23 protein-coding genes, 4 tRNA genes and 1 riboswitch are annotated in these 23,038 nt (G+C 42.6%); of the genes, 7 read left to right on the top strand and 20 right to left on the bottom strand.

The window, feature by feature from the left end:
* The 19 genes from EC846_RS01895 to EC846_RS01805 all read right to left on the bottom strand — a co-directional run.
* On the bottom strand, positions 1-122 hold a 122-nt coding region (locus EC846_RS01895), incomplete at its 3' end, for a GTP-binding protein (protein ID WP_016660498.1).
* Positions 123-286: 164 nt separating this feature from the next.
* Positions 287-361 (bottom strand) — tRNA-Thr (locus tag EC846_RS01890).
* A gap of 11 nt (positions 362-372) precedes the next feature.
* Positions 373-448: transfer RNA gene (locus tag EC846_RS01885), tRNA-Gly, on the bottom strand.
* A gap of 29 nt (positions 449-477) precedes the next feature.
* Positions 478-561 (bottom strand) — tRNA-Tyr (locus tag EC846_RS01880).
* Positions 562-614: 53 nt separating this feature from the next.
* Positions 615-690: transfer RNA gene (locus EC846_RS01875), tRNA-Thr, on the bottom strand.
* 99 nt (positions 691-789) lie between these two features.
* Positions 790-2,283, bottom strand: coding sequence for an anthranilate synthase component I (gene trpE, locus EC846_RS01870; protein WP_123773907.1), 1,494 nt, complete (start codon positions 2,281-2,283; stop codon positions 790-792).
* Between the two features lie 112 nt (positions 2,284-2,395).
* Entirely contained in the window at positions 2,396-3,061 is a 666-nt protein-coding gene (locus EC846_RS01865; RefSeq protein WP_062848320.1) for a phosphoglycolate phosphatase, read from the bottom strand.
* A gap of 70 nt (positions 3,062-3,131) precedes the next feature.
* Positions 3,132-3,746: an FHA domain-containing protein gene (locus EC846_RS01860; RefSeq protein ID WP_047431885.1), complete on the bottom strand. Its 615-nt coding sequence runs from the start codon at positions 3,744-3,746 to the stop codon at positions 3,132-3,134.
* Positions 3,747-3,808: 62 nt separating this feature from the next.
* Positions 3,809-6,064 (bottom strand): type II secretion system secretin GspD, encoded by a 2,256-nt coding sequence (gene gspD / locus EC846_RS01855; protein ID WP_123773905.1) that lies wholly within the window; start codon positions 6,062-6,064, stop codon positions 3,809-3,811.
* 40 nt (positions 6,065-6,104) lie between these two features.
* Complete coding sequence (locus EC846_RS01850; protein ID WP_005255535.1) at positions 6,105-6,944, bottom strand: type II secretion system protein N; 840 nt, start codon at positions 6,942-6,944, stop codon at positions 6,105-6,107.
* Positions 6,944-7,687 (bottom strand): type II secretion system protein N, encoded by a 744-nt coding sequence (gene gspN / locus EC846_RS01845; protein WP_004773999.1) that lies wholly within the window; start codon positions 7,685-7,687, stop codon positions 6,944-6,946. The genes EC846_RS01850 and gspN overlap by 1 nt, the downstream gene beginning before the upstream one ends.
* Positions 7,688-7,864: 177 nt before the next feature.
* The gene (locus tag EC846_RS01840) at positions 7,865-8,191 is read right to left on the bottom strand and encodes an H-NS family nucleoid-associated regulatory protein (RefSeq protein WP_004773997.1); all 327 of its coding nucleotides are present in this window, start codon (positions 8,189-8,191) and stop codon (positions 7,865-7,867) included.
* Positions 8,192-8,582: 391 nt separating this feature from the next.
* On the bottom strand, positions 8,583-9,023 hold the full coding sequence (locus EC846_RS01835; RefSeq protein WP_004773995.1) for an acyl-CoA thioesterase: 441 nt from the start codon (positions 9,021-9,023) through the stop codon (positions 8,583-8,585).
* An 8-nt stretch (positions 9,024-9,031) separates the two neighbouring features.
* Entirely contained in the window at positions 9,032-10,225 is a 1,194-nt protein-coding gene (locus EC846_RS01830; RefSeq protein ID WP_062847098.1) for a hypothetical protein, read from the bottom strand.
* Positions 10,226-10,231: 6 nt separating this feature from the next.
* On the bottom strand, positions 10,232-11,059 hold the full coding sequence (locus EC846_RS01825) for a hypothetical protein (RefSeq protein WP_123773903.1): 828 nt from the start codon (positions 11,057-11,059) through the stop codon (positions 10,232-10,234).
* A complete protein-coding gene (locus tag EC846_RS01820) occupies positions 11,056-11,832 on the bottom strand; it encodes a uroporphyrinogen-III synthase (protein WP_123773902.1) in 777 nt (258 codons plus the stop codon). The genes EC846_RS01825 and EC846_RS01820 overlap by 4 nt, the downstream gene beginning before the upstream one ends.
* Positions 11,832-12,749 carry a hydroxymethylbilane synthase gene (gene hemC, locus EC846_RS01815; protein WP_123773913.1) on the bottom strand — a complete coding sequence of 306 codons (918 nt, stop codon included), beginning with the start codon at positions 12,747-12,749 and terminating at the stop codon, positions 11,832-11,834. The genes EC846_RS01820 and hemC overlap by 1 nt, the downstream gene beginning before the upstream one ends.
* A 110-nt stretch (positions 12,750-12,859) precedes the next feature.
* Positions 12,860-13,600, bottom strand: a complete 741-nt coding sequence (locus EC846_RS01810; RefSeq protein ID WP_004773988.1) for a LytR/AlgR family response regulator transcription factor — start codon at positions 13,598-13,600, stop codon at positions 12,860-12,862.
* Between the two features lie 59 nt (positions 13,601-13,659).
* A complete protein-coding gene (locus tag EC846_RS01805) occupies positions 13,660-14,805 on the bottom strand; it encodes a sensor histidine kinase (RefSeq protein WP_123773900.1) in 1,146 nt (381 codons plus the stop codon).
* On the opposite strand from EC846_RS01805, the gene argH reads away from it, so the two are divergent.
* Positions 14,796-16,226, top strand: coding sequence for an argininosuccinate lyase (gene argH / locus EC846_RS01800; protein ID WP_032810861.1), 1,431 nt, complete (start codon positions 14,796-14,798; stop codon positions 16,224-16,226). The two genes, EC846_RS01805 and argH, sit on opposite strands and share 10 nt — an antisense overlap.
* Before the next feature lie 49 nt (positions 16,227-16,275).
* Positions 16,276-16,548, top strand: coding sequence for an oxidative damage protection protein (locus EC846_RS01795; RefSeq protein ID WP_004773983.1), 273 nt, complete (start codon positions 16,276-16,278; stop codon positions 16,546-16,548).
* A gap of 296 nt (positions 16,549-16,844) precedes the next feature.
* On the opposite strand, the gene phoU is transcribed toward EC846_RS01795, so the two are convergent.
* Positions 16,845-17,567: a phosphate signaling complex protein PhoU gene (phoU, locus tag EC846_RS01790; protein WP_004773981.1), complete on the bottom strand. Its 723-nt coding sequence runs from the start codon at positions 17,565-17,567 to the stop codon at positions 16,845-16,847.
* A 147-nt stretch (positions 17,568-17,714) separates the two neighbouring features.
* Positions 17,715-17,835, top strand: a riboswitch (TPP riboswitch).
* Positions 17,836-17,919: 84 nt separating this feature from the next.
* Here phoU and thiC point away from each other — a divergent pair.
* The 5 genes from thiC (at position 17,920) to gluQRS (ending at position 23,023) form a co-directional block, all read left to right on the top strand.
* Positions 17,920-19,815: a phosphomethylpyrimidine synthase ThiC gene (thiC, locus tag EC846_RS01785; protein ID WP_047431871.1), complete on the top strand. Its 1,896-nt coding sequence runs from the start codon at positions 17,920-17,922 to the stop codon at positions 19,813-19,815.
* Positions 19,816-19,890: 75 nt separating this feature from the next.
* On the top strand, positions 19,891-20,502 hold the full coding sequence (locus tag EC846_RS01780; RefSeq protein ID WP_123773898.1) for an NUDIX domain-containing protein: 612 nt from the start codon (positions 19,891-19,893) through the stop codon (positions 20,500-20,502).
* A gap of 22 nt (positions 20,503-20,524) precedes the next feature.
* Positions 20,525-21,340 (top strand): 3',5'-cyclic-AMP phosphodiesterase, encoded by an 816-nt coding sequence (gene cpdA / locus EC846_RS01775; protein WP_004773978.1) that lies wholly within the window; start codon positions 20,525-20,527, stop codon positions 21,338-21,340.
* Positions 21,341-21,529: 189 nt separating this feature from the next.
* Positions 21,530-22,060 carry an RNA polymerase-binding protein DksA gene (dksA, locus tag EC846_RS01770; protein ID WP_004773977.1) on the top strand — a complete coding sequence of 177 codons (531 nt, stop codon included), beginning with the start codon at positions 21,530-21,532 and terminating at the stop codon, positions 22,058-22,060.
* 99 nt (positions 22,061-22,159) lie between these two features.
* A complete protein-coding gene (gene gluQRS / locus EC846_RS01765; RefSeq protein WP_123773896.1) occupies positions 22,160-23,023 on the top strand; it encodes a tRNA glutamyl-Q(34) synthetase GluQRS in 864 nt (287 codons plus the stop codon).
* Positions 23,024-23,038 lie beyond the last annotated feature (15 nt).

Raw genomic sequence — 23,038 nt, 5'->3', positions numbered from 1 at the left:
CCGTAAGTTTTTGCACAGATCGTTGCAATCGCAGCAGTTAAAGTTGTTTTACCATGGTCAACGTGACCAATTGTACCCACGTTTACGTGTGGTTTGTTACGTTCAAACTTAGCCTTAGCCATTTTGATTTTCCTCGTTTACGTCGACACCAGTTTAGAGAAAAACAACCCTGAAAAACCTTCTTTATCGACAATCGCCTAAAAAACTAGACACCTAATACTTGAAAAGCAGACTATAATAGCCTGCTTCTTTAAAATCTTGTGGATAAACCACTAAACTGTATATCTGGAGCTCTTATCGAGATTTGAACTCGAGACCTCTCCCTTACCAAGGGAGTGCTCTACCACTGAGCTATAAGAGCGACATCTTCGATGGAGCGGGAGACGAGGATCGAACTCGCGACATGCAGCTTGGAAGGCTGCCACTCTACCAACTGAGTTACTCCCGCATGTTGGTACTACTTCTATCGAAGTTAGATGGTGGTGAGAGAAGGATTCGAACCTTCGAAACTTTCGTAGCAGAGTTACAGTCTGCCCCCTTTGACCGCTCGGGAATCTCACCATATCACACTTACACAGTGCTGTTCTTTACTTTATACTACCACACTTTTAAGATGGTGCCGGCACACGGATTCGAACTGTGGACCTACTGATTACAAGTCAGTTGCTCTACCAACTGAGCTATGCCGGCTCTTTCTTAGTGTTTCGTACGTTTCGTATCGGAACGGTGTGCAGTTTAGCAAAACTTAGAATCGATGCAAGTGCTTTTTTTAAAAAAACCGTTAAAAACTCATAAAATCAATCCGTTTGACGATAATTCAACCGCTTTGATCACTGCGCGAGCTTTTATTTGGGTTTCATTCCACTCAGATTCAGGATTTGAGTCTGCAACAAGCCCTGCTCCAGCCTGCACATATACCTTTTTATCGCGAATAACACAGGTTCGGATAGCAATCGACATGTCCATTTCCCCATGCCAGCCTAAATAACCAACAGCACCACCAAATACACCACGTTTTACTGGCTCAACTTCGTCAATAATTTCCATGGCACGTATTTTTGGTGCACCTGAAAGCGTTCCTGCTGGAAAAGTGGCTTTAAATACATCTAAAGCATCAATATCATCACGCACCTCACCCTGCACATTGGACACAATATGCATAACATGCGAATAACGCTCGATCACCATACGATCTGTCACTTGCACTTTACCAATCTTGGATACACGCCCCACATCATTGCGCCCAAGATCAATCAACATCAGATGCTCAGCAATCTCTTTTTCATCTGCCAGTAAATCTTGCTCTAAAGCCAGATCTTCTTCTTTGGTTTTACCGCGTGGTCGCGTCCCCGCCAAAGGACGTACTGTCGCAATCCCATTTTCAAGACGAGACAAAATCTCTGGCGATGAACCAACAATATGAAAAGGCTTTTGATCTGTCAGCGTCTGGCCTTGTACGAGAAATAAATAAGGCGATGGATTCAAATGACGCAATGCACGGTAAACCTGTAAAGCTTCGCCATCAAAGTCAGACACCATACGCTGACCAGGCACTACCTGCATTACATCTCCGGCACGGATGTATTCCTTCACCTTATCCACGGTTTCCAGAAACTTTTCCTTGCCCGTAATCGATTCAAAATGCGGTGCGGTATGTGGTTTTGCTTGCAGACTCACTGGTGTTGCAAGTAATTGTTCTAGCTGATCCAGCTTAGCTTGTGCTTTGTTATAGGCATCTGGCTCATTCACATCAGCATGATGGATCAAGAACAAAGTATCTTTCAAATTATCAAAAACAATGACGGTTTGAGACAGCATCAACCATAGATCAGGTAAGGTCACTGGATCAGCAGCAGGTACATTTTTCAGTTTTGGCTCAATATAACGAACGGCGTCATAACCCAAATAACCCACCAGACCACCAGTAAAACTTGGTAGATCAGGTAGCTCGGTTTTGCTTGGAACTTTAAATTGACTTTGAAAATCACGAATATATTGAAACGGATCTGCACAATCTTGCTGAGTCACCGTACCATCTGCCTGCTGAATGGTTAACACACCCGCATTGCATGAAAAAACGGTAGATTCACCTAGCCCAATCATGGAATAGCGTGCCCAGTTCTCGCCACCCTCTACCGATTCAAATAGATAGGCTTGTTTCTGCGCCTTAAAACGCGCAAAAACAGATAACGGGGTTTCAGTATCAGCCAAGCGTTGACGATAAACTGGAATGGTGTTGTAGCCTGCTGCTTTTAATTGTTCAAACTGGATTGATGTTGTCATGAGTTATCTCTTATGGTTTCGATTTATCTGCGTTTCCCTGTTTTAATGCTGCTTTAATCCCGCCATCGAAAAACCATCATCATCCTCACACCTCTTTCCCTATCTGATTTTCTTAAACTAGCTCTGCCAGACGATCAACCACTTGCTGTGGCTGGCAGTCATAAATGCTTTCCCCATGATTATAGCCATAGCTGACTACAATACAATCAATACCTGCACGTCTTGCAGCCTCTACATCATTGCTTGAATCCCCAATCATCAGGGTTTCAGCTGTAGAGATTCCTTCTTGTTGCACACAATGCAAAAGCGGTAACGGATGCGGTTTACGCTCAGCCAGACTATCCCCACCAACCACCATTTTAAAATAAGGTGCAAGCGCTAAAACATCCAGAATCCCTCGCGCCAGATGTTCAGGCTTATTGGTAACACAGGCCATTGCAATATTATTGGCCTGACAATAATCTAGAAATGGCAGAACACCCTCATAGACTTGTGTATCAACACATAGCTCTTGCGCATACACCTGCATAAAGGTTTTTAACAGCTGCTCTTGCTGTTGAGCATCGACCTGCCCAAACAAATGTGTCAGGACAGCTTCACATAATTTTGCCGCACCCTTACCCACCCAGACTCTAACCTGAGCTTCAGTCACCAGAGGTAGACCCAGTTTTGTCAGACTCAGATTCATGGCACGATATAAGTCAGCAGCCGAATCCACCAGCGTTCCATCCAGATCAAATAACACCAGATGACGACTTTGCAACTGTGCAATAGACATGATATTTCACCCTAAAAATAAAAAAGGCATACCAACGTGGGCATGCCTTGATTGTAGAAGCTTCGCCCGATTATTTAAAGAACAGCCAGGCAATCACAGCTAAAATGATCAATACAATAATTGAAATGAGTCCAACTGAAGCATTCTTCTGTTGCTCTTTCTCTTCAGCCACACGTGAAACAGGTTCTTCAAGTGCAACAGGTTGTGGTTCAGGCACAGCCTGTACCTGCACACCTTCAGGAATTGGTGCTGGTTTTGGAATCGCGACCTGTTGTGGCATCCCATCACGTGTGATTGGTGTTTCGACCGCACGTTCTGCAATACTCGGCATGCCTTGATCATGCGTATTTGCAGTCACAGGCTCTGCTTCAATTTCAGGTAATTCCGTTTCCGCTGCTGGAGCAAGCACCGAGAACACAAAGCTGGCAAATTGCAGAATATCGCCATCATGCAATTCAGTTTCCTGTTCAATGCGCGCATCATTAATAAATGTGCCATTGGACGAGTTTAAATCTTGCACCCAAAGCTGTTGATCTTTGAGCAACAACGCGGCATGACGACGTGAAATATCGGCTGATTGCAACAAAATATCGGCATCCTGATGTCGGCCAACCAACATATCACGCTCAATATTCAGTTCCTGCCCCGTAAATTCACCTGTAATGGCTTGTAATTTCCAAGTCATAGATGCATATCCTTTATAGTTTCCCGCAATCGTAACATTGTGACATAAGCGTTTCTGTGCAGCTACTGTGAAGACGCAGGACGAATCGTAGTTGTCGTTACTGTATTTTTACTACGTTCGGTTTCTTTCACAGGGAGTTGCACGGTTTTCTGCTGCACTTGTGGTTGTTCCACCGCAACAGGTGTCGTCACCACAACTGTTTTTTGAGCTTGCGTCGCAGTCGGCACTTTTTGATAAGGTGAATTTGCCGCAGGCTGCTGGCTATAAATATCTGCAACATTTTCAGGTAATTTGGCAAAATTACCATTTTTGTCCATTGCTAACTGCAAGCTATAAAGCTGATTGTAGCGTTGTTGTGAAATACGTCGAACGTCGTCATAATCCCCAACAATAGTCGGATGGATAAAGACAAGCAGGTTACGCTTTTCATTACTGCGATTATCCGAACGGAACAGTCGGCCCAAATACGGAATATCACTCAATATAGGTAAGCCTTGACGTCCTAAAGTCGTGTTGTCTGAGACTAAGCCCCCCAACACAACGGTTTGTCCATGATCTGCCAATACCGAAGTTTTAATTGCACGCTTACTGGTGACCAAATCGGCAGCCTGACCTTTGCTGTTCTGGACGTTAGAGACTTCTTGCTCAACTTCCAAACGGACAGAACCACCTTCACCGATATGCGGAATGACTTTTAAGGTCACCCCGACATCTTTACGCTCAACGGTCGTATAAGGATTAACGCCTGTACTATTTGTGGTGACCGAACCTGTTACAAAAGGAACGTTCTGACCAACCACAATATAGGCTTCTTCATTATCCATGGTCACGATAGAAGGTGTTGAAAGAAGATTGGACTTGGTATTTTCTTTAAGTGCCTGAATCAATGCACCGTATAACTGACGAGAGCCATTGCTGCCTTCTTTATACTTACCAATACCAATCGATGCACCATCACCTAAAGCGCCTGCCGCACCCGCTGCACCACCGGTTAAATAACCCGCCGCGATTTTTGACAATCCAGAACCCAAATTGGAAAAGTTAATTAACCCTACGCCACTATTCAGGTCACCCAGTGCCCATTGCACACCCAACTGATCAGCATCAGTTCCAACCACTTCAATAATCGCCGCTTCAATCATGACTTGCTGACGGCGCGTATCCAGTTGCTGAACCGCAGCATCAATTTCACGCATCAATTGTGGTTCAGCCTTCACCACCAAAGCATTTTGTGCAGGATCCGCAATAATACTAACGCCACCCTGATTAAAACTGGTAATGCCCGCATTTTGACTATTGCTAGAATTACTATTTAAATTAATCGAAGGCGTCGAAACAGAAGATGATCCCGATGAACCTGAATTCTGATTATTTGAAATCAGGTTATTGATCGAATTTGAACTAGTGTTGCTATTTGATGACGACGAAGATGAAGAAGAAACCGATTGTCCTGTAACCAGACCTTGTAAAATTTCAGCCAAATTTTTAGCACTTGCATATTTCAGGCGGAAAACTTTTAAACCACCCAAGCGAGCTGCTGAAGGCACATCCAGCATTTCAATCATTTGACGTAAACGCTTACGTGAATCGGGATCACCCTTAATCAAAATACGATTGGTACGATTATCTGCAACCACACGAACACGCGATCCTATAAAGTCCTTTGATGCGCCTGTCGCACTCATCGTCTCTAGCAAACCAATAATTTCTTCGGCTTGGCTCGACTGCAAGCTGATTGCTTCAATATCATTTTGCCCAGTTCCATCCAAATTACGGACAATATTCTCAAGCTGGTAAATATTGGTAGCACGATCAGAAACAATTAAGGCATTGGTTCCAGCCACGGCAGCAAGATGTGCAAACTGCGGCATTAATGGACGTAATGCAGGAATCAGATCATTAGGATTGGTATTTTGTAGCCAGATCACACGCGTTACGATCTGGTCACCACCCGCACGATTACGCGCATCGTAAGGAATGCCCGAGTTCTTGGCATTGCTGTCTGGTACCAGTTTAATCGTATTTCCCGAAGGAAGTGCCACCACACCATTGACGTTGAGCACACCCAAGAACAGGTCATAAACCTCATCCTTATTCAGCGGCTTGTTGGAAATAACCGTCACATTGCCACGTACACGCGGATCAACAGCAAAGTTCTTACCTGTAATATCAGCAACTTCATTAATAAATGCTGTTAAGTCCGCATCACGTAGATTGATCTTCCATGTTTGTGCTTGCGCATGGGTACTGATTGTCGCCACCAAAGGTGCTGCGGCAAGTAATGCCCAAAGTGGACGTTGATGATTCAAGAAAGCCATAACCTGCACTTATTCCTAACTGATGTGTGACGTGTGATCACTAAAAACTTTGTTGTATGGTCATCACCTGATCACCACGTTTTATTTCTATTTTGGCATGCCCTTCACGACGTACTTGCTCTAATAATTGTACTTCGTTGAGTCCTTGCCCGACGGTTTGTCCATTGATCGATAAAATACGATCACCTGAACGTAAACCTAAGGTATTTTTTAAATTCGACGGCGTCTTGTCCGATATTTCATAGCCATCTCCGCCATTGCTTACGCCCATATTTTTCAGATATTGCTCTCGGTTATCCTGCATTTGCTGGATTGCCTGTCCAAGTGCAGATTGAGGGGAATTCTGGGTAGGCGCAGGCGCTGCTGCTGGCGGGACACTCGATCCATTATTTAAAACAGGTGCTGCCGGTTGATATAAACCATTGTCCAATCCTTTGAATTTGACTTCTCGTGTTGCGCCATTACCTTGTCGCAAAATCACATGATCCCAATACACTTCGGAGAGTTGATACGAGGTTGAGCCCACCGTTTCACCTACTCGATAGCGTTCAGCTGTATCATTCATTTTAATGACCGCAGAAGACAAGTGATTTGGGTGACCAAGCAATACACCTTGTAACTCCAGATTGACATTATCATCTGCCGAAGCTGCCGCTGGCTCATTAAATAAAGCAAATGAGCTGATGTTTGGAACTTGGGCCTGCTGCGAACCTAATTCCACCCGATCAAACTGCATCGGTTGTGGCGGTGCAACCACCCACCAGAACAATGAAGCTAACTTCCAGCATAACCATAAAATCAGTAAAGCCAGAATCAGGCCACTTAACTTATCAAGCTTCTGCCAACGCAATTGTTGCATTTTTTGAGTAATTGCTTTCATCAGAAACCACCCTGCAACAACGGCTGACGTGAACTAATTACATAGGTATCTAGTCCAGCTTTACCCTGATAGGATGGAATATTCAACAACATCCGTTGCGTCAATTGCACATCTAACATCAAGTTGGCATCTAAGCTGAGATTTCCCATTTTCTGGCTACGCTGATCACGAATATCAATCTGAAGCTGTCCGTTTTCATCTTTTATCTCAGCCACCAACGACGGCATATTCATACGGTCTTGACGCTGACCAAAGGTATAACTCAATGCCCCGCCACCCCAGTTCAATTGACCTTGCGCAGCACTAAACCCTTTTTCTTTTTGATAATTAAATTGTACGTCTTTCAATTGAATAGAATTTTCAGGCCATTGCCAATTGGCAAAATACTTTAATGTTTCAGGAGAAATAGCGCCTTGAAGATCCTTGATCATGATTTTTTGACCTAAACCATAACCGAATACCCCACTGAATTGCGTATTGCCACTGTGGATATCAAGATTTGCGCCCAGACGTAACAATAACAAATCTAAAGGACGGGTTTTCCAATGAACTGAACCTCGCAGCTGGCCACGTTGCCAATCTGCCTGCCCCTGCCAGATATTGCCGCTGACATTATGTAATATTTGATTATCTTTTGAGAATTTTGCAATTAACCATGTCGCTGGAATTTGTAAAATAATAAAAATTAAAAATGCAAAAATGGCGAAAAGCCACCATCTCCATTGCTTGGTTTTTTTCTTCATTCAACCCTTACCAACATGCAAAATATCATCCTTTTCGAGACACTCGCCCCTGAATGACATTATGCATACTTTTTCAACATCGCCAATTCTCTCATATAAAAAAACCAAGCTTTTTAAGCCTGGCTTTTGAATTAGGATAAAGTCATCGTATGACAAAACGATGACTTTAAAACTTGCTTAGATTAAGAAATCTTCAAGTTTTGCACCTTTTTCTAACTCAGCAACTAACCAACGTGGTTGTTTACCACGACCAGTCCAAGTTTCTTCAGTATTGCTCTTGTTGCGGTAGCGTGGCTCTACAGCTTTACGTGTTGTTTTCTTACGCTTTTGCTCGCCCACTTCCAACAACTCTTCAACGCTAAAGCCAATGCCTTCAGCAATTGCAACAATTTGATTATAAGCATCTTCAATTGCTTGATCTTTTTTGCTTGCAATCAAAGCTTCTGCTTCTGCTTGTAAACGCTTTAAATCTTCTACCGATAATTCGCTAATATCTGGTTTCATTCGAACCACTCCAACTTAATAAGAAAAAAAATATATCACTCAAAATAAAAAAATGAATTTAGAATTCTATTCAATATTAATTTATAAGCGATTAAATAATCAATATAAGAATAGCCCACTTAATCGCATATCAACAATAAAATGGCTTTTTATTTACAATAAAACAAAAAAAGTAGAGTTTTGATATAAAAAATAGATTTTATTAAATTAAATAAAGGGCCAAACCAAACAACAATTATATTAACGTATTCTTAAATTTCACTAAAAAATTTCTGATTTGCTCATTTATAGGATGGTGCTTTTGAAGTAGCCGTTCTGCAATACTCTCAAAAACACCACATTATGAAATTTCTTATATATTCAAATAAAATAGACATAATTGTCTTTATAATTATTTGTTTGTTATTAATTGATGTCCTACATTTTCTTCTAGCTGAATAATCTTCTGTCTAATCGAATCGGGGATATTGAGTTTGCCTGATGTTACTTTATCTACACAAACCATCACTGCCTCACCTGTGGCAATAATCTGATTCTGGCTTTCACTCCATAATACATAATGCATACGAAAAGCACTATTTCTCAGCTCTTCAATACGCGCACCAATATGTAACACATCGGGATAAAATACAGGTTTTAAATATTTACATTGACTCGAAGCAACCACTGTCAATATCTCCTGATCGAAGATATTTAATGCCATTAAATAGGCAATACGGGCACTTTCCATATAACGATAATACTGCACATTATTGACATGCCCAAAAGCATCCATATCGCCCCAAGCTACAGCCTGTCGATGAATAACAGGGTAGACAGACAGTTCTTTCATATTTACACTCATATCTTAAAATTAAGAAAATTCACATCATTTTCAAATATTAAATTTAACTGCTTGATTAAGTCCTGATTATCACCCAGTGTCGACTTAATCCTTAAATAACTCATTAATATATTATCAGGATATAAAGTTAATAACTGCTCTGCCTCTGCCTGACGCTGTGTTGCGGTATAAATATGCCACTTTGCAAAGGCCAGCATTGGAACGCTGGTATAACGCTGTTCCAGTTGAATAATACGTTGTTCAACATAGGCATAATCTGGAATCTGCTTGAGCAATTGCTGCTGAAACCACAAATAAAACACTTCTGGATCGAACTGATCTTGTAGTAAATGCAGCGCTAGGTCTTCATGTTGCACGCTCATCTCAGGCATGCGCGCCAACAATTTCAACCAAAGCACTTTGCTGCTATAAGGACGCGTTTCAATCTCATCCTGCAACACCAGATAGCGCTGTTGTAATGCAGCTAGATCATCCACGGATGCCTGATCAAAATGAATTAATAATTGCTGTAACCATAAATCACGATGTTCTGCATCCAACAAACCATACTGGGTAGTTTGCAAAAATAACCACGGTTCTTGTAGCGCCAGTTTGCCCCACAATGCAGTAATACGTTGTTGATATGCCGTTTCTATTTCAACCAGCCATGGAGAAAGCTGATGCTGCGCCAGAAATTCTAAATGTGTCAGCGCTTTCTCAGTTTCTTTTTGCTCAAGGAAAATATCAATGCGTTGCAATTCAGCCAATTCAAAAGCCATCGGTGCGGATTTATCCAGACTTTGCAAGGCGGCTGCATAATCGCCATTTTGATAATCAAATTGTGCATCAATAATATTGCTGAGCAAACCAGACTGGGTAAATACCCGCTCAATAAAAACCTGCTGATCTTTTGAAGCATCTAACAACCAGACAATGCCAAGCTGCTCATAAGGATGTAATTCCTTAAAGTGCAGAATCGTTTCTTTTTTTCTTTGCTCACGGGTGAAATACCGTTTAGCGATTAACCAGCACAATTGCGAGAATAGACTAATTGCAATAAACAGTGCAATCAGCCCCCAAACACTGCTCTGGAACTGCCATTCTCGCCAGTAGATATAAACATAGCCATTTCCATAGCCATAACTCAACACAGAAAATAATGCGAAAAGTACCAAAGCCGAGAGAAAATAAATCAACATTAATTGCTTCATGACAGATTATCCCAACAAACCTAAGCTTGTTAATTTCGGTGTTGGCACTGCTTGCTGGTTTAAGATTTTCTCTAAGCGCAGTTTCATTTTCTGGCTATTTTGATCAGGTAACTCTGCAAGTAACTGGATCACTTCCTGAACCGATTTCTGATATTCAGTAAATTGACCTTCATGTAATGCTTGAGATGCCAGCAATAAACGTAACTGTGCTTCTTTCAAAGTAATATTGCGGCTCATTAAATCAGGCGATGTGCGTTGAACTTTTTCTAGTTTAAACCAGTGCCACCATGTCGCACTTTCACCTTTTTCAATTGATACTTTCGGGTTTTGAAGATCTTGCGCAATCTTTTGATCCAGTTGCTGCAATAATTGATCAAGCTGCTGTTGTTGCTGGGTTTGATTTAAAACAAATTGCTGGATCGCCTGTTTATCCTGCTCTATCGATTTAATCAGACTATCTTGTAACGCGGGTGAAACTGCATATTGCACCACGTGTTGCTGTGCCTGATTCAGTTGTTCCAATGCATAGATAAACTGCTGCTGATCCAGCGCAAACTGCACCAGTTGCATTTGCTGCTTAATCAGGATAATCGGTGAAATGCCCTCAACCGTCATCGGGATTGAACTATGATCGGTAGGCTCAACCACACGATTATTCTGCAACTGACGTTGGACCGCGACAAATTGATCATTCAATAATGCATAACGCTGTTCGGTCTGGGTAAGCTGCTGTTGAAGCTGGGGAACCGTTTGAGAATATTGTGCAACATCGTAACTGAGTTTAGCCAACCACAATAAACTCAGCCCTAATATTAAATAACCAATTTTTCTCATACATGTCCTTGCCAGTCTCTCATGCGTTGAATGATCTCTGATGCAGATAAATTTTCAAGCTGAATAATGTTAAATGCTTTGTTTGTCTGTGTTCTGGTTTTTTCTAATAGTTGTGCCAGCCTTTCCCCCAGTACTAAATAAATCCATGCTCGGGGCGGCTGTTCTTGCTCACACATCTGCTGCCAGTAATTCCAGCTCGCTTCGCTACTGATCAATACCGTAACAGGCTGTTGAGGGTTTATCTGGTTTAGAATCTCAGGGAATAGCGCAAAACTTTGTTGGGGACATTGACGGCGATAAAGGACAAAATTGAGTACTTCAATCCCCTGCTGCTGCAATTGCTGCATCATGAATTGTCGTCCGCCTAGCCCCCGCCAGAACGCAATTTTCTTTAAATTTTTCTGCTGTTTTAAAATAGGTAAATCCAGCATGCCTTCCGAGTTTTCGACCTGAGGCACATCACTTTGAATATTAAATCGTGCAAGCGCCTGTGCAGTGGTTTGACCCACTGCGATCCATCGAACATGTTGCAACTGCTCAAGTGTGACACCTGCTTGCTGCAAATATTGCATTCCCACTTCAACAGCGGTTGGGCTGACCACCACAATTGCCTGAACCTGATCAAGCTGCTGATAGAGCTGCTGCAAGCCTTTCGAAAAAGGCTCCGCAACCAGTTCAAGTAAAGGTAAACCCACAACCTGATAACCAGCCTCGGACAATGCCTGTGTTAGAGCACCCGCACGATCTTCAGGACGTGTATTGATAAACAGCATTAATACAACGCTTTTAGCAACTCACCCGCACCTTGCGCCAATAAGCGTTGTGCCAGTTGCTCACCCAGTTGCTCAGCCTCGGCTGGTGTGCCAACCAGTTGTTCTTTTAATAAAGTATGTCCGTCGACACTCCCCACGCGTCCTTCGATCTGAAGTTGATCATTGGCTAAAGTGGCATAGCCTGCGATGGGAACCTGACAGCCACCTTCAAGATAAGCATTGAAAGCACGTTCTGCACGAACACAAATCGAGGTTTCTTCATGTTGTAATGGCTGGATCAGTTTTAACAATGCGTCATCATTTGCACGGCATTCCAATCCCAGCGCACCTTGTCCAACTGCTGGCAAACTAAGTACAGGTGCCAGACAATGACGAATACGGTCTGACAAACCTAAACGTTTCAGACCCGCACTCGCCAAGATGATTGCGTCATACAAACCATCATCCAGTTTGGATAAACGGGTACCGACATTACCACGTAGATCAATAATTTCCAGATCTGGGCGTTGCTGTAAAATCTGGCATTTACGACGTAAGCTCGAAGTACCGACTTTTGCACCTTGCGGTAATTCATCAAAATGCTGGTATTGATTCGAAACGAATGCATCCAGCGGATCTTCACGCTCACAAATTACCGCTAAGGTTAGGCCTTCAGGCAAATGCATCGGTACATCTTTCATGGAATGGACGGCTAAATCTGCGCGACCATCGAGCAATGCAGCTTCCAGTTCTTTAACAAACAAACCTTTGCCACCAATTTTTGCCAGTGGTGTATCAAGAATTTTGTCACCCTGCGTCACAAACTTGACCAGCTCAACCGTTAAATCTGGATAAAGCGCATTTAAACGAGAACGGATATGCTCGGCCTGCCAAAGTGCAAGCGGGCTTTGTCGGGTCGCAATTTTTAAGGTTTTCATAAATTCAAGTGAAGTATTGATCAAAGCAATTGCTCCCAACTTAACTTGATCACCCGAAATTGCAAGTAAAAAATCATAAAGTGATCATTCATTCAGCTGAAAAGCCGCATTTACAATTGATGCATACACTCTCTTAAACTTGGCAAATGACGGCGGCTCACCGATAAACGCTCATCCAGCTCACGTAATCGAACCTGATATTGTCCTGCTGCAACCAGTTCCAGACCTTCAAGATAGTCTAACGACACCAGTGCATTACGGTGAATACGGATAAAGCGGTCTGCGAACTCCAGCTCCAGATCCTTGAGTGTTTCATCAATCAGTACGCTGCCATTTTTATGGCGAACCGTGACATATTTTTGATCCGCTAAAAAATAATATACATTTTCTAATGGAATCAGCTCTACCCCGCGATAAGTCTTCGCAGCAATTTGTTGGCGTTGGGTTTTAGTATCGTACATATCATCTTGTTGTTGTAAGCCAGTCATCTGTGCTTGTGTAAGTTGAGTTAAATGATTGAACACCTGCTGTAGATCTTGTTGTGCAACAGGTTTAAGTAAATATCCTTGTGCTTGAAATTTAAATGCTTCCAATGCATGTTGATCGTATGCTGTACAGAAAATAATGGCCGGACGAGGATTGAGCTGGCTGAGCTGTTCAGCACATTCCAGACCATTCATTCCGGGCATTTGAATATCCAGTAAAACAACATCTGGTGAGTCATTTTCAATATGATTTAACACATCCTGTCCATGATGCGCTGTCGCAATGACTTCATGCCCCATTTGAGTCACTAAACGTGACAAACGCTCTACAGCAAGGGGTTCATCATCAGCAATCAGAACTCTCATCCTTTTCTCCTTGTCACCGTTAACTTCATATCCATCATTTTTATGGTTAACTCGACTTATTATTTTACTTGATCGTGGTAATTTACCACCGTCGTATATAACGACGCTCCCCCGTAAATCTGAAACTTCACCGTTTGCCCATAATAAGCTTTCAGGCGCTGCTTCACATTTTCAATCGCTATACCATTTCCTTTTCTCGATTTTATTGTATCGTGAGAATAAGGGTTAGTAATGACTATAGTGACTTGATTTTGCAATATTTCAACCAATACGCTGATGGTTGAGGGCTGCAAAACTTTTTCTACCCCATGAAAAATACTATTCTCCAGCAAAGGTTGCAACGTTAATAACGGAATGGTGACCCGTTTTAATTCAGTTGGCGTTGCCTGTATGTTCCATTCTACATTCAAACGCTCACCCAAACGCATCTTTTCAATACTTAAATAGTGCTGGCATAAGTCAATTTCTTCCGCCAGACTCACCAGCTTCAGCTCCTGAAAACTGGCACGGAATAATCTGGACAAATTAATCAGCATATTTTCCGCTTTGTCAGGATCAATCGCGATCAGACTCACCACACTATTCAGACTATTAAATAAGAAATGTGGATGAATACGTGCCTGCATGGCCTGAATACGGGCATTCAATTCACTGTATTGCTGATTCATCCATTGTTCACGCATGTACAAATAGCGCATGCAGAAAGCACCCAGCAGCACTCCATAACCTAAGTGCAAGCTGGTTCCATGAAATAGGATCTCTTCGGAAAATGGCCCAGAACGTGTAGCCCAATATTGCAGAACATTCACGACACAGGTGGTAATCAGGACAATCATTTGCAGCAGGATAAAGCCCAAAACCAAAGCGACCTTTTGACTAAATTTGGCAAAAAAATCCTGAAAATAATCCACCAGCGCCGAAAAAGACAAAATTACCCAGTTAATAAAAAACATATATTGCAGGACACGAATGCCCTCCAAAGCCTGCCATGACCGAGCTTCAGCCAAAGCCAGAACCATTGCCAGCACATTACTTGCTACAATTAATTCTAATAAGTGTTGCCATTGCCCAATTTTCGTAAAAAAATAGGAGCCTGATGGATTCCCCCCCTGACGAGTTTGCGATAACTTCTTACGTCGAGTTTCGGCAACTGTGTTTGGATTTGCTATACTCTTTTTTATTTTACTGAGCCGCCATGACCACATCTTCTCAATCCTCTTCTTCAGCCAGCCCGAATCAAACCTCTGGAATGTGGGGCGGTCGCTTCTCTGAAGCAACTGATGCTTTTGTTGCAGAATTTACCGCATCTGTGCAATTTGACCAACGTTTTTATAAACAAGATATCGCAGGTTCAATTGCGCATGCCACCATGCTTGCGAAAGTAGGTGTACTGACTGAAGCTGAACGTGACGACATTATCCAAGGTTTAAGCACAATTAAAGCTGAAATTGAAGCGGGTAACTTTGAATGGCGTATTGATTTAGAAGATGTTCACATGAACATTGAGTCTCGTTTGACTCAACGTATCGGCATTACCGGTAAAAAACTCCATACAGGCCGTAGTCGAAATGATCAGGTCGCAACTGACATCCGTCTATATTTGCGTGATGAAATCGATGACATCTTAGGCTTATTACTTCGTTTACAAAAAGGCCTCCTCAGTCTGGCAAGTCAAAATACCAATACCATCATGCCTGGCTTTACACATCTACAAACTGCTCAGCCAGTGACATTTGGTCATCACTTACTAGCATGGTTTGAAATGCTGGTACGTGACACAGAGCGTCTGCAAGACTGCCGTAAGCGTGTCAATCGTATGCCATTAGGTTCTGCTGCCTTGGCAGGTACGACCTATCCAATTGACCGTGCTTATACTGCTGAATTACTTGGTTTCGAAGCTGTTTCAGAAAACTCTTTAGATGCGGTTTCTGATCGTGATTTTGCCATTGAATTTAATGCTGCAGCATCGTTAATCATGATGCACTTGTCACGTATGTCAGAAGAACTGATTTTATGGACTTCTGCACAATTCAAGTTTGTGAATATTCCTGACCGCTTCTGCACAGGTTCTTCAATCATGCCGCAGAAGAAAAATCCAGATGTACCTGAACTGGTCCGTGGTAAATCAGGTCGTGTATTTGGTGACTTGATCAGCTTATTGACCCTGATGAAAGGTCAGCCATTGGCATATAACAAAGACAACCAAGAAGATAAAGAACCATTATTTGATGCGATTGATACCGTGCGCGGTTCACTCATGGCTTTCGCAGACATGGTTCCAGCGCTTGTTCCAAATATCGAAATTATGCGCGAAGCAGCACTTCGTGGCTTCTCTACCGCAACCGATCTTGCTGACTACCTTGTGAAAAAAGGCGTAGCATTCCGCGATGCACATGAAATCGTCGGTAAAGCGGTAGCTTTAGGCGTAGCAGAAGAAAAAGATTTATCAGAATTGACGCTTGAACAGTTACAACAATTCTCTGACTTGATCACCGCAGATGTATTTGATAAGGCATTGACTTTAGAAGCTTCTGTGAATGCTCGTGACCATATTGGTGGAACTTCACCAAAACAGGTTGAAGCTGCGATTGCGCGTGCGCACACTCGCCTAGAACAGTTATATTAATCTCCCTATATCCCTCTTTTACAAAGAGGGACTTTCACTGGATGCCATAATGACTAGACAAGTATTTTGCCGCAAATATAAACAAGAGCTTGAAGGCTTGGACTTCGCACCGTTTCCAGGTGCGAAAGGTCAGGAATTCTTTGAAACTGTTTCAAAGCAGGCATGGCAAGAATGGTTAAAACACCAAACCACACTCATTAATGAAAAGCGTTTGAATGTGTTTGAACCTGATGCAAAGAAGTTTCTTGAAGAACAACGTGAGAAGTTCTTCAACAACGATGAAAGTGTAGAAAAAGCAGAGGGTTGGACTGAGCAAAAGTAAGTCATTTTGCCTTATCCTGCGATAAAAAGAGAGCTAAAAACAGCTCTCTTTTTACGTGACATTTACATAAGTAATAAAGCCTTACAGAGTATACACAGTTGTCTACATGACACCTCAGACGCCTCCGCTTATAGTTGTATTCAGAAGGACAAAGAGATACGTTGATATCTCACGTAACGCATGATATTTCTCTCCCAGACTTTTCCCCCGAAGTCTGGGATTTTTTTATCTATTACAGCCTGAAAATTAAAAAACCGCTCATAATCGAGCGGCTTAAAGTTATTTCATTTTTACACTTATTTCTGATGTACTTTCTGTTCGATTTCTTCGATGCTGGTATGACGCACATCCATACCTTTTGCCATGTAAATTACCTGTTCTGAAATATTACGCGCGTGATCGCCAATACGCTCTAATGAACGCAATACCCACATCACATTAATTACACGTGAAATATGACGCGGATCTTCAATCATATAGGTCATTAAAGTACGTGTCGCAGATTGATATTCACGGTCAATGTCGACATCGGCCATCACCACTTTCAAGGCCTGCTCCACATCTAAACGGGCAAAGGCATCCAGAGCATCATGAATCATGACACGCACCTGATTACCAATATGACGTGTTTCCATATAACCACGTGGTGACTCACCTTCTTCACACAAGTTTTGTGCAATACGGGCAATCTTTGCAGCTTCATCACCAATACGTTCTAAATCTGTATTGGCCTTACTCATAGCAATCACCATACGCAAGTCGATCGCAGCAGGATGACGGCGAGCAAGAATCAGGGTTAAACCCTCATCAATATCACGTTCAAACTGATTAACGGCATTGTCTTTGAATTGCACATCAATGGCTAAATTCGCATCTGTATCCAATAAAGCATGAATTGAGTTAGCAACTTGTTGCTCCACCAATCCGCCCATGGTCATAAACTTGGTATGCACATCTTGCAAGTCTTCATTAAATTGTGAAGAAATATGATGACTTAACACAGGATTGCTTGGGCTCACAGTATGCCTCCACTAGACACATGGAAAAATTGATTGGTGATTAGAACATAGAAATGATGAAAGTTTTATGACAATAGCACGGATTTACGCATTGTAAATTGGTGTGAATTGATACAACAAAAATTTTAAAATCTGTTAGTCTAAATGCGTCGCTTGACGGAGCGCAGTTAACAAACTGCTGAGATTGTCTTAATCACAGAATTTAAAGGCAAGTACCGTTGAACCTGATCAGGTTAACACCTGCGTAGGAATCAAGCCCAGCAAAAACTTAGCCTTTATTTATCATAGAGATAAATCCGCCATTGTTTTTGGTCGTGCTTGATTCGTTAATGCCATACATAAGGATCATGCCATGAACCAGTTAACGAATCTTTCCCCTGCTGATATTTCTGCTCAACATGAGCAAGACGCTAAAGATTTAACCCGTATCCTACCTGCTTCAAGAAAAGTTTATGTCGAAGGCTCTCGCCCAGACATCCAAGTGCCTTTCCGTGAAATCAGCTTAACAGAAACACCGACAGGTTTAGGCGGTGAACATAACCCACCTGTGATGGTCTATGACACCTCTGGCGTGTATACCGATCCCAATGTAAAAATCGATTTGAATAAAGGTTTACCACTGGTTCGCCAAGCGTGGATTGATGAACGTCAAGATAGTGACATTCTTTCAGGCCTCAGCTCAGCATTCGGTCAGGCCCGTTTAAAAGATATTCGTACTGCCGACATCCGCTTTGCCCATATTCAAAACCCACGTCGTGCTCAAGCAGGAAAAAATGTCACGCAAATGCACTATGCCAAGCAAGGCATAATTACCCCTGAAATGGAATATATCGCTATTCGTGAAAACCAGCGTCAACGTGAAGGCGTCGATATGCGTCAGCATGCTGGACAAAACTTTGGTGCACAAAATTTAAAAGAGATTACACCTGAGTTTGTACGTCAGGAAGTCGCAGCGGGTCGTGCCATTATCCCAGCCAATATTAATCACCCAGAATGCGAACCAATGATTATTGGTCGTAACTTTTTGGTGAAAATTAATGCCAATATTGGTAACTCGGCCCTCGGCTCATCCATTGATGAAGAAGTGGCGAAAATGACATGGGCAACCCGTTGGGGTGCCGACACGATCATGGACTTATCGACGGGTAAGAACATCCATGAAACCCGTGAATGGATTATCCGTAATTCACCTGTGCCTATTGGTACTGTACCCATCTATCAGGCACTGGAAAAAGTCGATGGTGTGGCTGAAGATTTAACTTGGGAAATCTTTAAAGACACCCTGATTGAACAAGCTGAACAAGGCGTGGACTATTTCACCATTCATGCAGGTGTATTATTGCGCTACGTACCAATGACAGCGAATCGCCTAACAGGTATCGTGTCTCGTGGTGGTTCAATCATGGCACAATGGTGCTTGGCGCACCATGAAGAAAACTTTTTATATACGCATTTCGACGAAATTTGCGAAATCATGAAAGCCTATGACGTATCATTTAGCTTAGGCGATGGCCTTCGTCCAGGTTGCGTACAAGATGCCAATGATGAAGCCCAATTTAGCGAGCTGAAAACTTTGGGTGAACTGACCCATCGTGCTTGGGAACATGATGTACAAGTGATGATTGAAGGGCCTGGTCACGTGCCAATGCACATGATTAAGGAAAATATGGATCTACAGCTTGAGGTCTGTAAAGAAGCGCCATTCTATACGCTTGGACCACTCACAACAGATATCGCGCCAGGCTATGACCATATCACCTCTGCGATTGGTGCAGCGATGATTGGCTGGTATGGCACCGCAATGCTGTGCTATGTAACGCCAAAAGAACACTTGGGCTTACCGAACAAAAAAGACGTTAAAGACGGCATCATCACCTATAAGATTGCAGCCCATGCGGCGGATCTAGCCAAAGGTCATCCAGGTGCTCAAGTTCGTGATAATGCATTATCAAAAGCGCGTTTTGAATTCCGTTGGGATGATCAGTTCAATTTAAGTCTAGACCCTGATACCGCGCGCAGTATGCATGATGAAACACTTCCAAAAGAAGCACATAAATCAGCGCACTTCTGCTCAATGTGTGGTCCAAAATTCTGTTCGATGAAAATCACCCAAAATGTGCGAGATTATGCGCAAAATCAACACAATGCCAAGCAGTCAAATGATGCGGAAACAGAAGTTGAAGCAGGTCTCAATGCCATGAAAACCGCTTATCAGGAACATGGTCAAAAATTGTACCACAAAGTGTAAATCGACTAAAAAAAGATTTGCCTGCGAATCATTCTCGGTTAGGATGAGATATGTACAATCTCATCCTGATTGAAGATGAATATTCTTGACCACGCCAGCTATTCAGCCACCGACGTTACGATAGAATCTCGAACACCATTGTTTCGAGGGTTCATTCAAGTTGAGAAAGTGAGCTTAAAACATCGGTTATTTCACCGAAAAGATTACTCGTCCTTGATTCAACGTGAATTGGTTCATCGTCCTGAAGCAGCTGGCGTTTTGCTTTATAGCGACCAGCAACAACGCTTTGCATTGATTGAACAGTTCCGTGTAGGGGCCGTCAATGATCCTGTTTCCCCTTGGCAACTCGAAGTTATTGCGGGTGTACTTGATGGAGATGAGTCTCCAGAAAGCTGTATCCGTCGTGAAAGCTTAGAAGAGTCTGGCTGCGAGATCACTGAATTAAAACATTTATTTAGCTTCTACCCTTCTGCTGGTGCCTGCTCCGAATTTTTCCATTTATATGTTGCAGACGTTCATCTTCCAGAAGATGGGGGTGTTTTTGGGATGTCAGATGAAGGTGAAAATATTCAACTTCATTTGTTTGATTATTCCCAATTAGAAGCATTATTTCATAACGGGCGGTTGAGAAACGCACCTGTGATCATGGCATTACAGTGGCTGGCTCAACACATACAACAAAGATAAGAATCTGAAGGGGCTAACGACGGTGACTTTCAAGGTCTCATCATTATCACAGCAAGATTTTGTGATGATACAGATTACCGATACACATTTATTAGAGTATCCCCACCTCGAATTTGTCGGCATGCAACCCGAGCAAAGTTTTCATGCAGTCATCGACATGATGCGCCAGCAACATCCTCATATCGATCTGATCATACACACAGGTGATCTGGCCCAGTCGCCAACACCTTTAACGTATAAACGCTATGTACAACACATGCAAACGCTGGGAATTCCTTTTTTTCATACCCCGGGCAATCATGATGATGTCACGCATTTTCCATTTCATGAGGAAGATCAAACCCAACCGACCGTCGTCGAGTTAGGACAATGGAGCATTATCTTATTGAATAGTGCTCAGCCTCAGCGCATTGATGGAAAAATTAGCGATATACAGTTACAGCGTTTAACCACCTTACTCCATCAATTGCATGATCGTCATGTGATTATTGCCTGCCATCACCACCCTTTTGCAATGCAGTCAGCATGGATTGATCAGCACAAATTAAAGAATTCATCTGACCTGCTGGAAACTATTAAACCGTTCTCCAATGTAAAGGCGATCATCTGTGGGCATGTGCATCAGGATTCAATCAATACCTGGCAAGGCATTGAGTTTTTATCTACCCCATCGACCTGTATTCAGTTCAAACCTAAAAGCGAGAAATTCGCACTCGATGAGGAGCATCCAGGCTACCGTTTAATCCGCCTGAAAGCCAATGGAGAACTGGAAACTCAAGTCTATCGACTCCCCACTTCGCAGCGAATGAGTAGTTCTGAAGTGCTGGGATATGATTAAACTTTTGATTACAAATTACATTGACGAATTCACACAAAATCTGGACGGGAATGACTACCATCTTGTCCAAAAACTCTATATGATGTCGACCCTTGATGGAAAAAACCATCTTAGGTTTCTATAAAAACACTTGCATATCACCATATTTTTTGCGTATAGATAGTACGTGTAAGATGAGGAATGCCCTATATGGCGAATGACAACCAAAATCAAGTCTTGGACGAACAGACAGAAGTGATCGACGATCAAAAATCGGCGAAGCGCGTACGTAAAACCAAACCGAAAGCTTCAGAAGGTGGTACAACTGCGAGCTTATTTGGTATTGCGCCTTATCAGCCGAAGAAAAATGAAGAATATATGTCTGAAGGACAACTTGTGCATTTCCGCCAAATTTTGAACGCATGGAAAGCAGAGTTAATGTCTGAAGTTGATCGTACCTTGAACACCATGCAAGACGAATCAAGCGCACTTCCTGACGTAAATGACCGAGCAACTCAAGAAGAAGAGTTTGCGATTGAACTACGCACACGTGACCGTGAACGCAAACTCATTCGTAAAATTGAACAATCTATTGAAGCCATTCAAAACGAAGACTATGGTTTCTGTGAAACCTGTGGTATCGAAATTGGCTTACGTCGTCTAGAAGCTCGCCCAACTGCGACTTTGTGTATCGATTGCAAAACTTTGGCTGAAATCAAAGAAAAGCAAAACAACGGTTAATAATCCCTCCCAACCTCCCTTTGTAAAGGGAGGAGTACTCCCCTCCTTTACAAAGGAGGGGTCTGGGGGAGGATTAAAACACACGACCATTCAATCTTTATGTCTTATATCGGACGATTCGCTCCATCGCCAACCGGCCCATTGCATTTTGGCTCACTGCTCACCGCAGTCGCCAGCTATTGTGATGCCAAAGCCAATCAAGGCAAATGGCTAGTCCGTATTGAAGATACCGACATTCCCCGTATTTATCCCAATAGCGAAACACATATCCTCTCCTGTATCGATGCATTTCAATTTGAACCAGATGCGGAGATTATTTTCCAAAAAGACCGTTTAGATATTTATGAGCAAGTGCTTGAACAACTCAAGCAATCACAAGACATTTACGCTTGCCAATGCACACGGAAAATGTTGGGCTCCAATCATATCTATGCAGGTACCTGTCGCAATCTGAATCTGGATTTTGCCAATCAGGCGATTCGTCTAAAAGTCGCGGATCAATTGATTTGTTTCCAAGACCGTTTACAAGGCCAACAATGCTCTAACTTACAAGATGAGTTAGGCGATTTTGTCTTGAAGCGTCGTGATGGCATTATCAGCTATCAACTGGCTGTGGTGGTCGATGATTATCTACAAGGCATTACCCATGTGGTGCGTGGTGCAGATCTACTCGACAATACAGCTCGACAAATCTGGCTAGGGTCTTTACTCAATTATCCTGCCCAAAGTTATATGCATCTCCCGCTGGCCATGAATGATCAGGGCCAAAAACTGTCTAAACAGAATCTGGCTCAAGCCCTTGATATCAGCCAAGCGCCCGAACTTCTGCATCAAGCTATTTTAGCTTTGGGGCAAGCTTCTGTTGAACTGGACCAGCCTCGTATCATGCTACAACAAGCCGTACAGCAGTGGGATGTGAATTTGATTCCGAAAGGTATTCATTTAACTGGTACCTATTTATAAGCAATAAAAAGCCCT

The sequence above is a fragment of the Acinetobacter sp. BIGb0102 genome (assembly GCF_003815055.1).
Taxonomy (GTDB): domain Bacteria; phylum Pseudomonadota; class Gammaproteobacteria; order Pseudomonadales; family Moraxellaceae; genus Acinetobacter; species Acinetobacter vivianii.
The sequence above is the reverse complement of the archived record's forward strand: the minus strand, read 5'-3'. Positions and strand labels throughout refer to the sequence as shown.

Bases quoted from the DNA above. Each gene is read 5' to 3' on its own strand.
- trpE (WP_123773907.1), bottom strand. From the start codon at position 2,283: ATGACAACATCAATCCAGTTTGAACAATTAAAAGCAGCAGGCTACAAC.
- EC846_RS01865 (WP_062848320.1), bottom strand. From the start codon at position 3,061: ATGTCTATTGCACAGTTGCAAAGTCGTCATCTGGTGTTATTTGATCTG.
- EC846_RS01860 (WP_047431885.1), bottom strand. From the start codon at position 3,746: ATGACTTGGAAATTACAAGCCATTACAGGTGAATTTACGGGGCAGGAA.
- gspD (WP_123773905.1), bottom strand. From the start codon at position 6,064: ATGGCTTTCTTGAATCATCAACGTCCACTTTGGGCATTACTTGCCGCA.
- EC846_RS01850 (WP_005255535.1), bottom strand. From the start codon at position 6,944: ATGAAAGCAATTACTCAAAAAATGCAACAATTGCGTTGGCAGAAGCTT.
- gspN (WP_004773999.1), bottom strand. From the start codon at position 7,687: ATGAAGAAAAAAACCAAGCAATGGAGATGGTGGCTTTTCGCCATTTTT.
- EC846_RS01840 (WP_004773997.1), bottom strand. From the start codon at position 8,191: ATGAAACCAGATATTAGCGAATTATCGGTAGAAGATTTAAAGCGTTTA.
- EC846_RS01835 (WP_004773995.1), bottom strand. From the start codon at position 9,023: ATGAAAGAACTGTCTGTCTACCCTGTTATTCATCGACAGGCTGTAGCT.
- EC846_RS01830 (WP_062847098.1), bottom strand. From the start codon at position 10,225: ATGAAGCAATTAATGTTGATTTATTTTCTCTCGGCTTTGGTACTTTTC.
- EC846_RS01825 (WP_123773903.1), bottom strand. From the start codon at position 11,059: ATGAGAAAAATTGGTTATTTAATATTAGGGCTGAGTTTATTGTGGTTG.
- EC846_RS01820 (WP_123773902.1), bottom strand. From the start codon at position 11,832: ATGCTGTTTATCAATACACGTCCTGAAGATCGTGCGGGTGCTCTAACA.
- hemC (WP_123773913.1), bottom strand. From the start codon at position 12,749: ATGAAAACCTTAAAAATTGCGACCCGACAAAGCCCGCTTGCACTTTGG.
- EC846_RS01810 (WP_004773988.1), bottom strand. From the start codon at position 13,600: ATGAGAGTTCTGATTGCTGATGATGAACCCCTTGCTGTAGAGCGTTTG.
- argH (WP_032810861.1), top strand. From the start codon at position 14,796: ATGACCACATCTTCTCAATCCTCTTCTTCAGCCAGCCCGAATCAAACC.
- EC846_RS01805 (WP_123773900.1), bottom strand. From the start codon at position 14,805: ATGTGGTCATGGCGGCTCAGTAAAATAAAAAAGAGTATAGCAAATCCA.
- EC846_RS01795 (WP_004773983.1), top strand. From the start codon at position 16,276: ATGACTAGACAAGTATTTTGCCGCAAATATAAACAAGAGCTTGAAGGC.
- thiC (WP_047431871.1), top strand. From the start codon at position 17,920: ATGAACCAGTTAACGAATCTTTCCCCTGCTGATATTTCTGCTCAACAT.
- EC846_RS01780 (WP_123773898.1), top strand. From the start codon at position 19,891: ATGAATATTCTTGACCACGCCAGCTATTCAGCCACCGACGTTACGATA.
- dksA (WP_004773977.1), top strand. From the start codon at position 21,530: ATGGCGAATGACAACCAAAATCAAGTCTTGGACGAACAGACAGAAGTG.
- gluQRS (WP_123773896.1), top strand. From the start codon at position 22,160: ATGTCTTATATCGGACGATTCGCTCCATCGCCAACCGGCCCATTGCAT.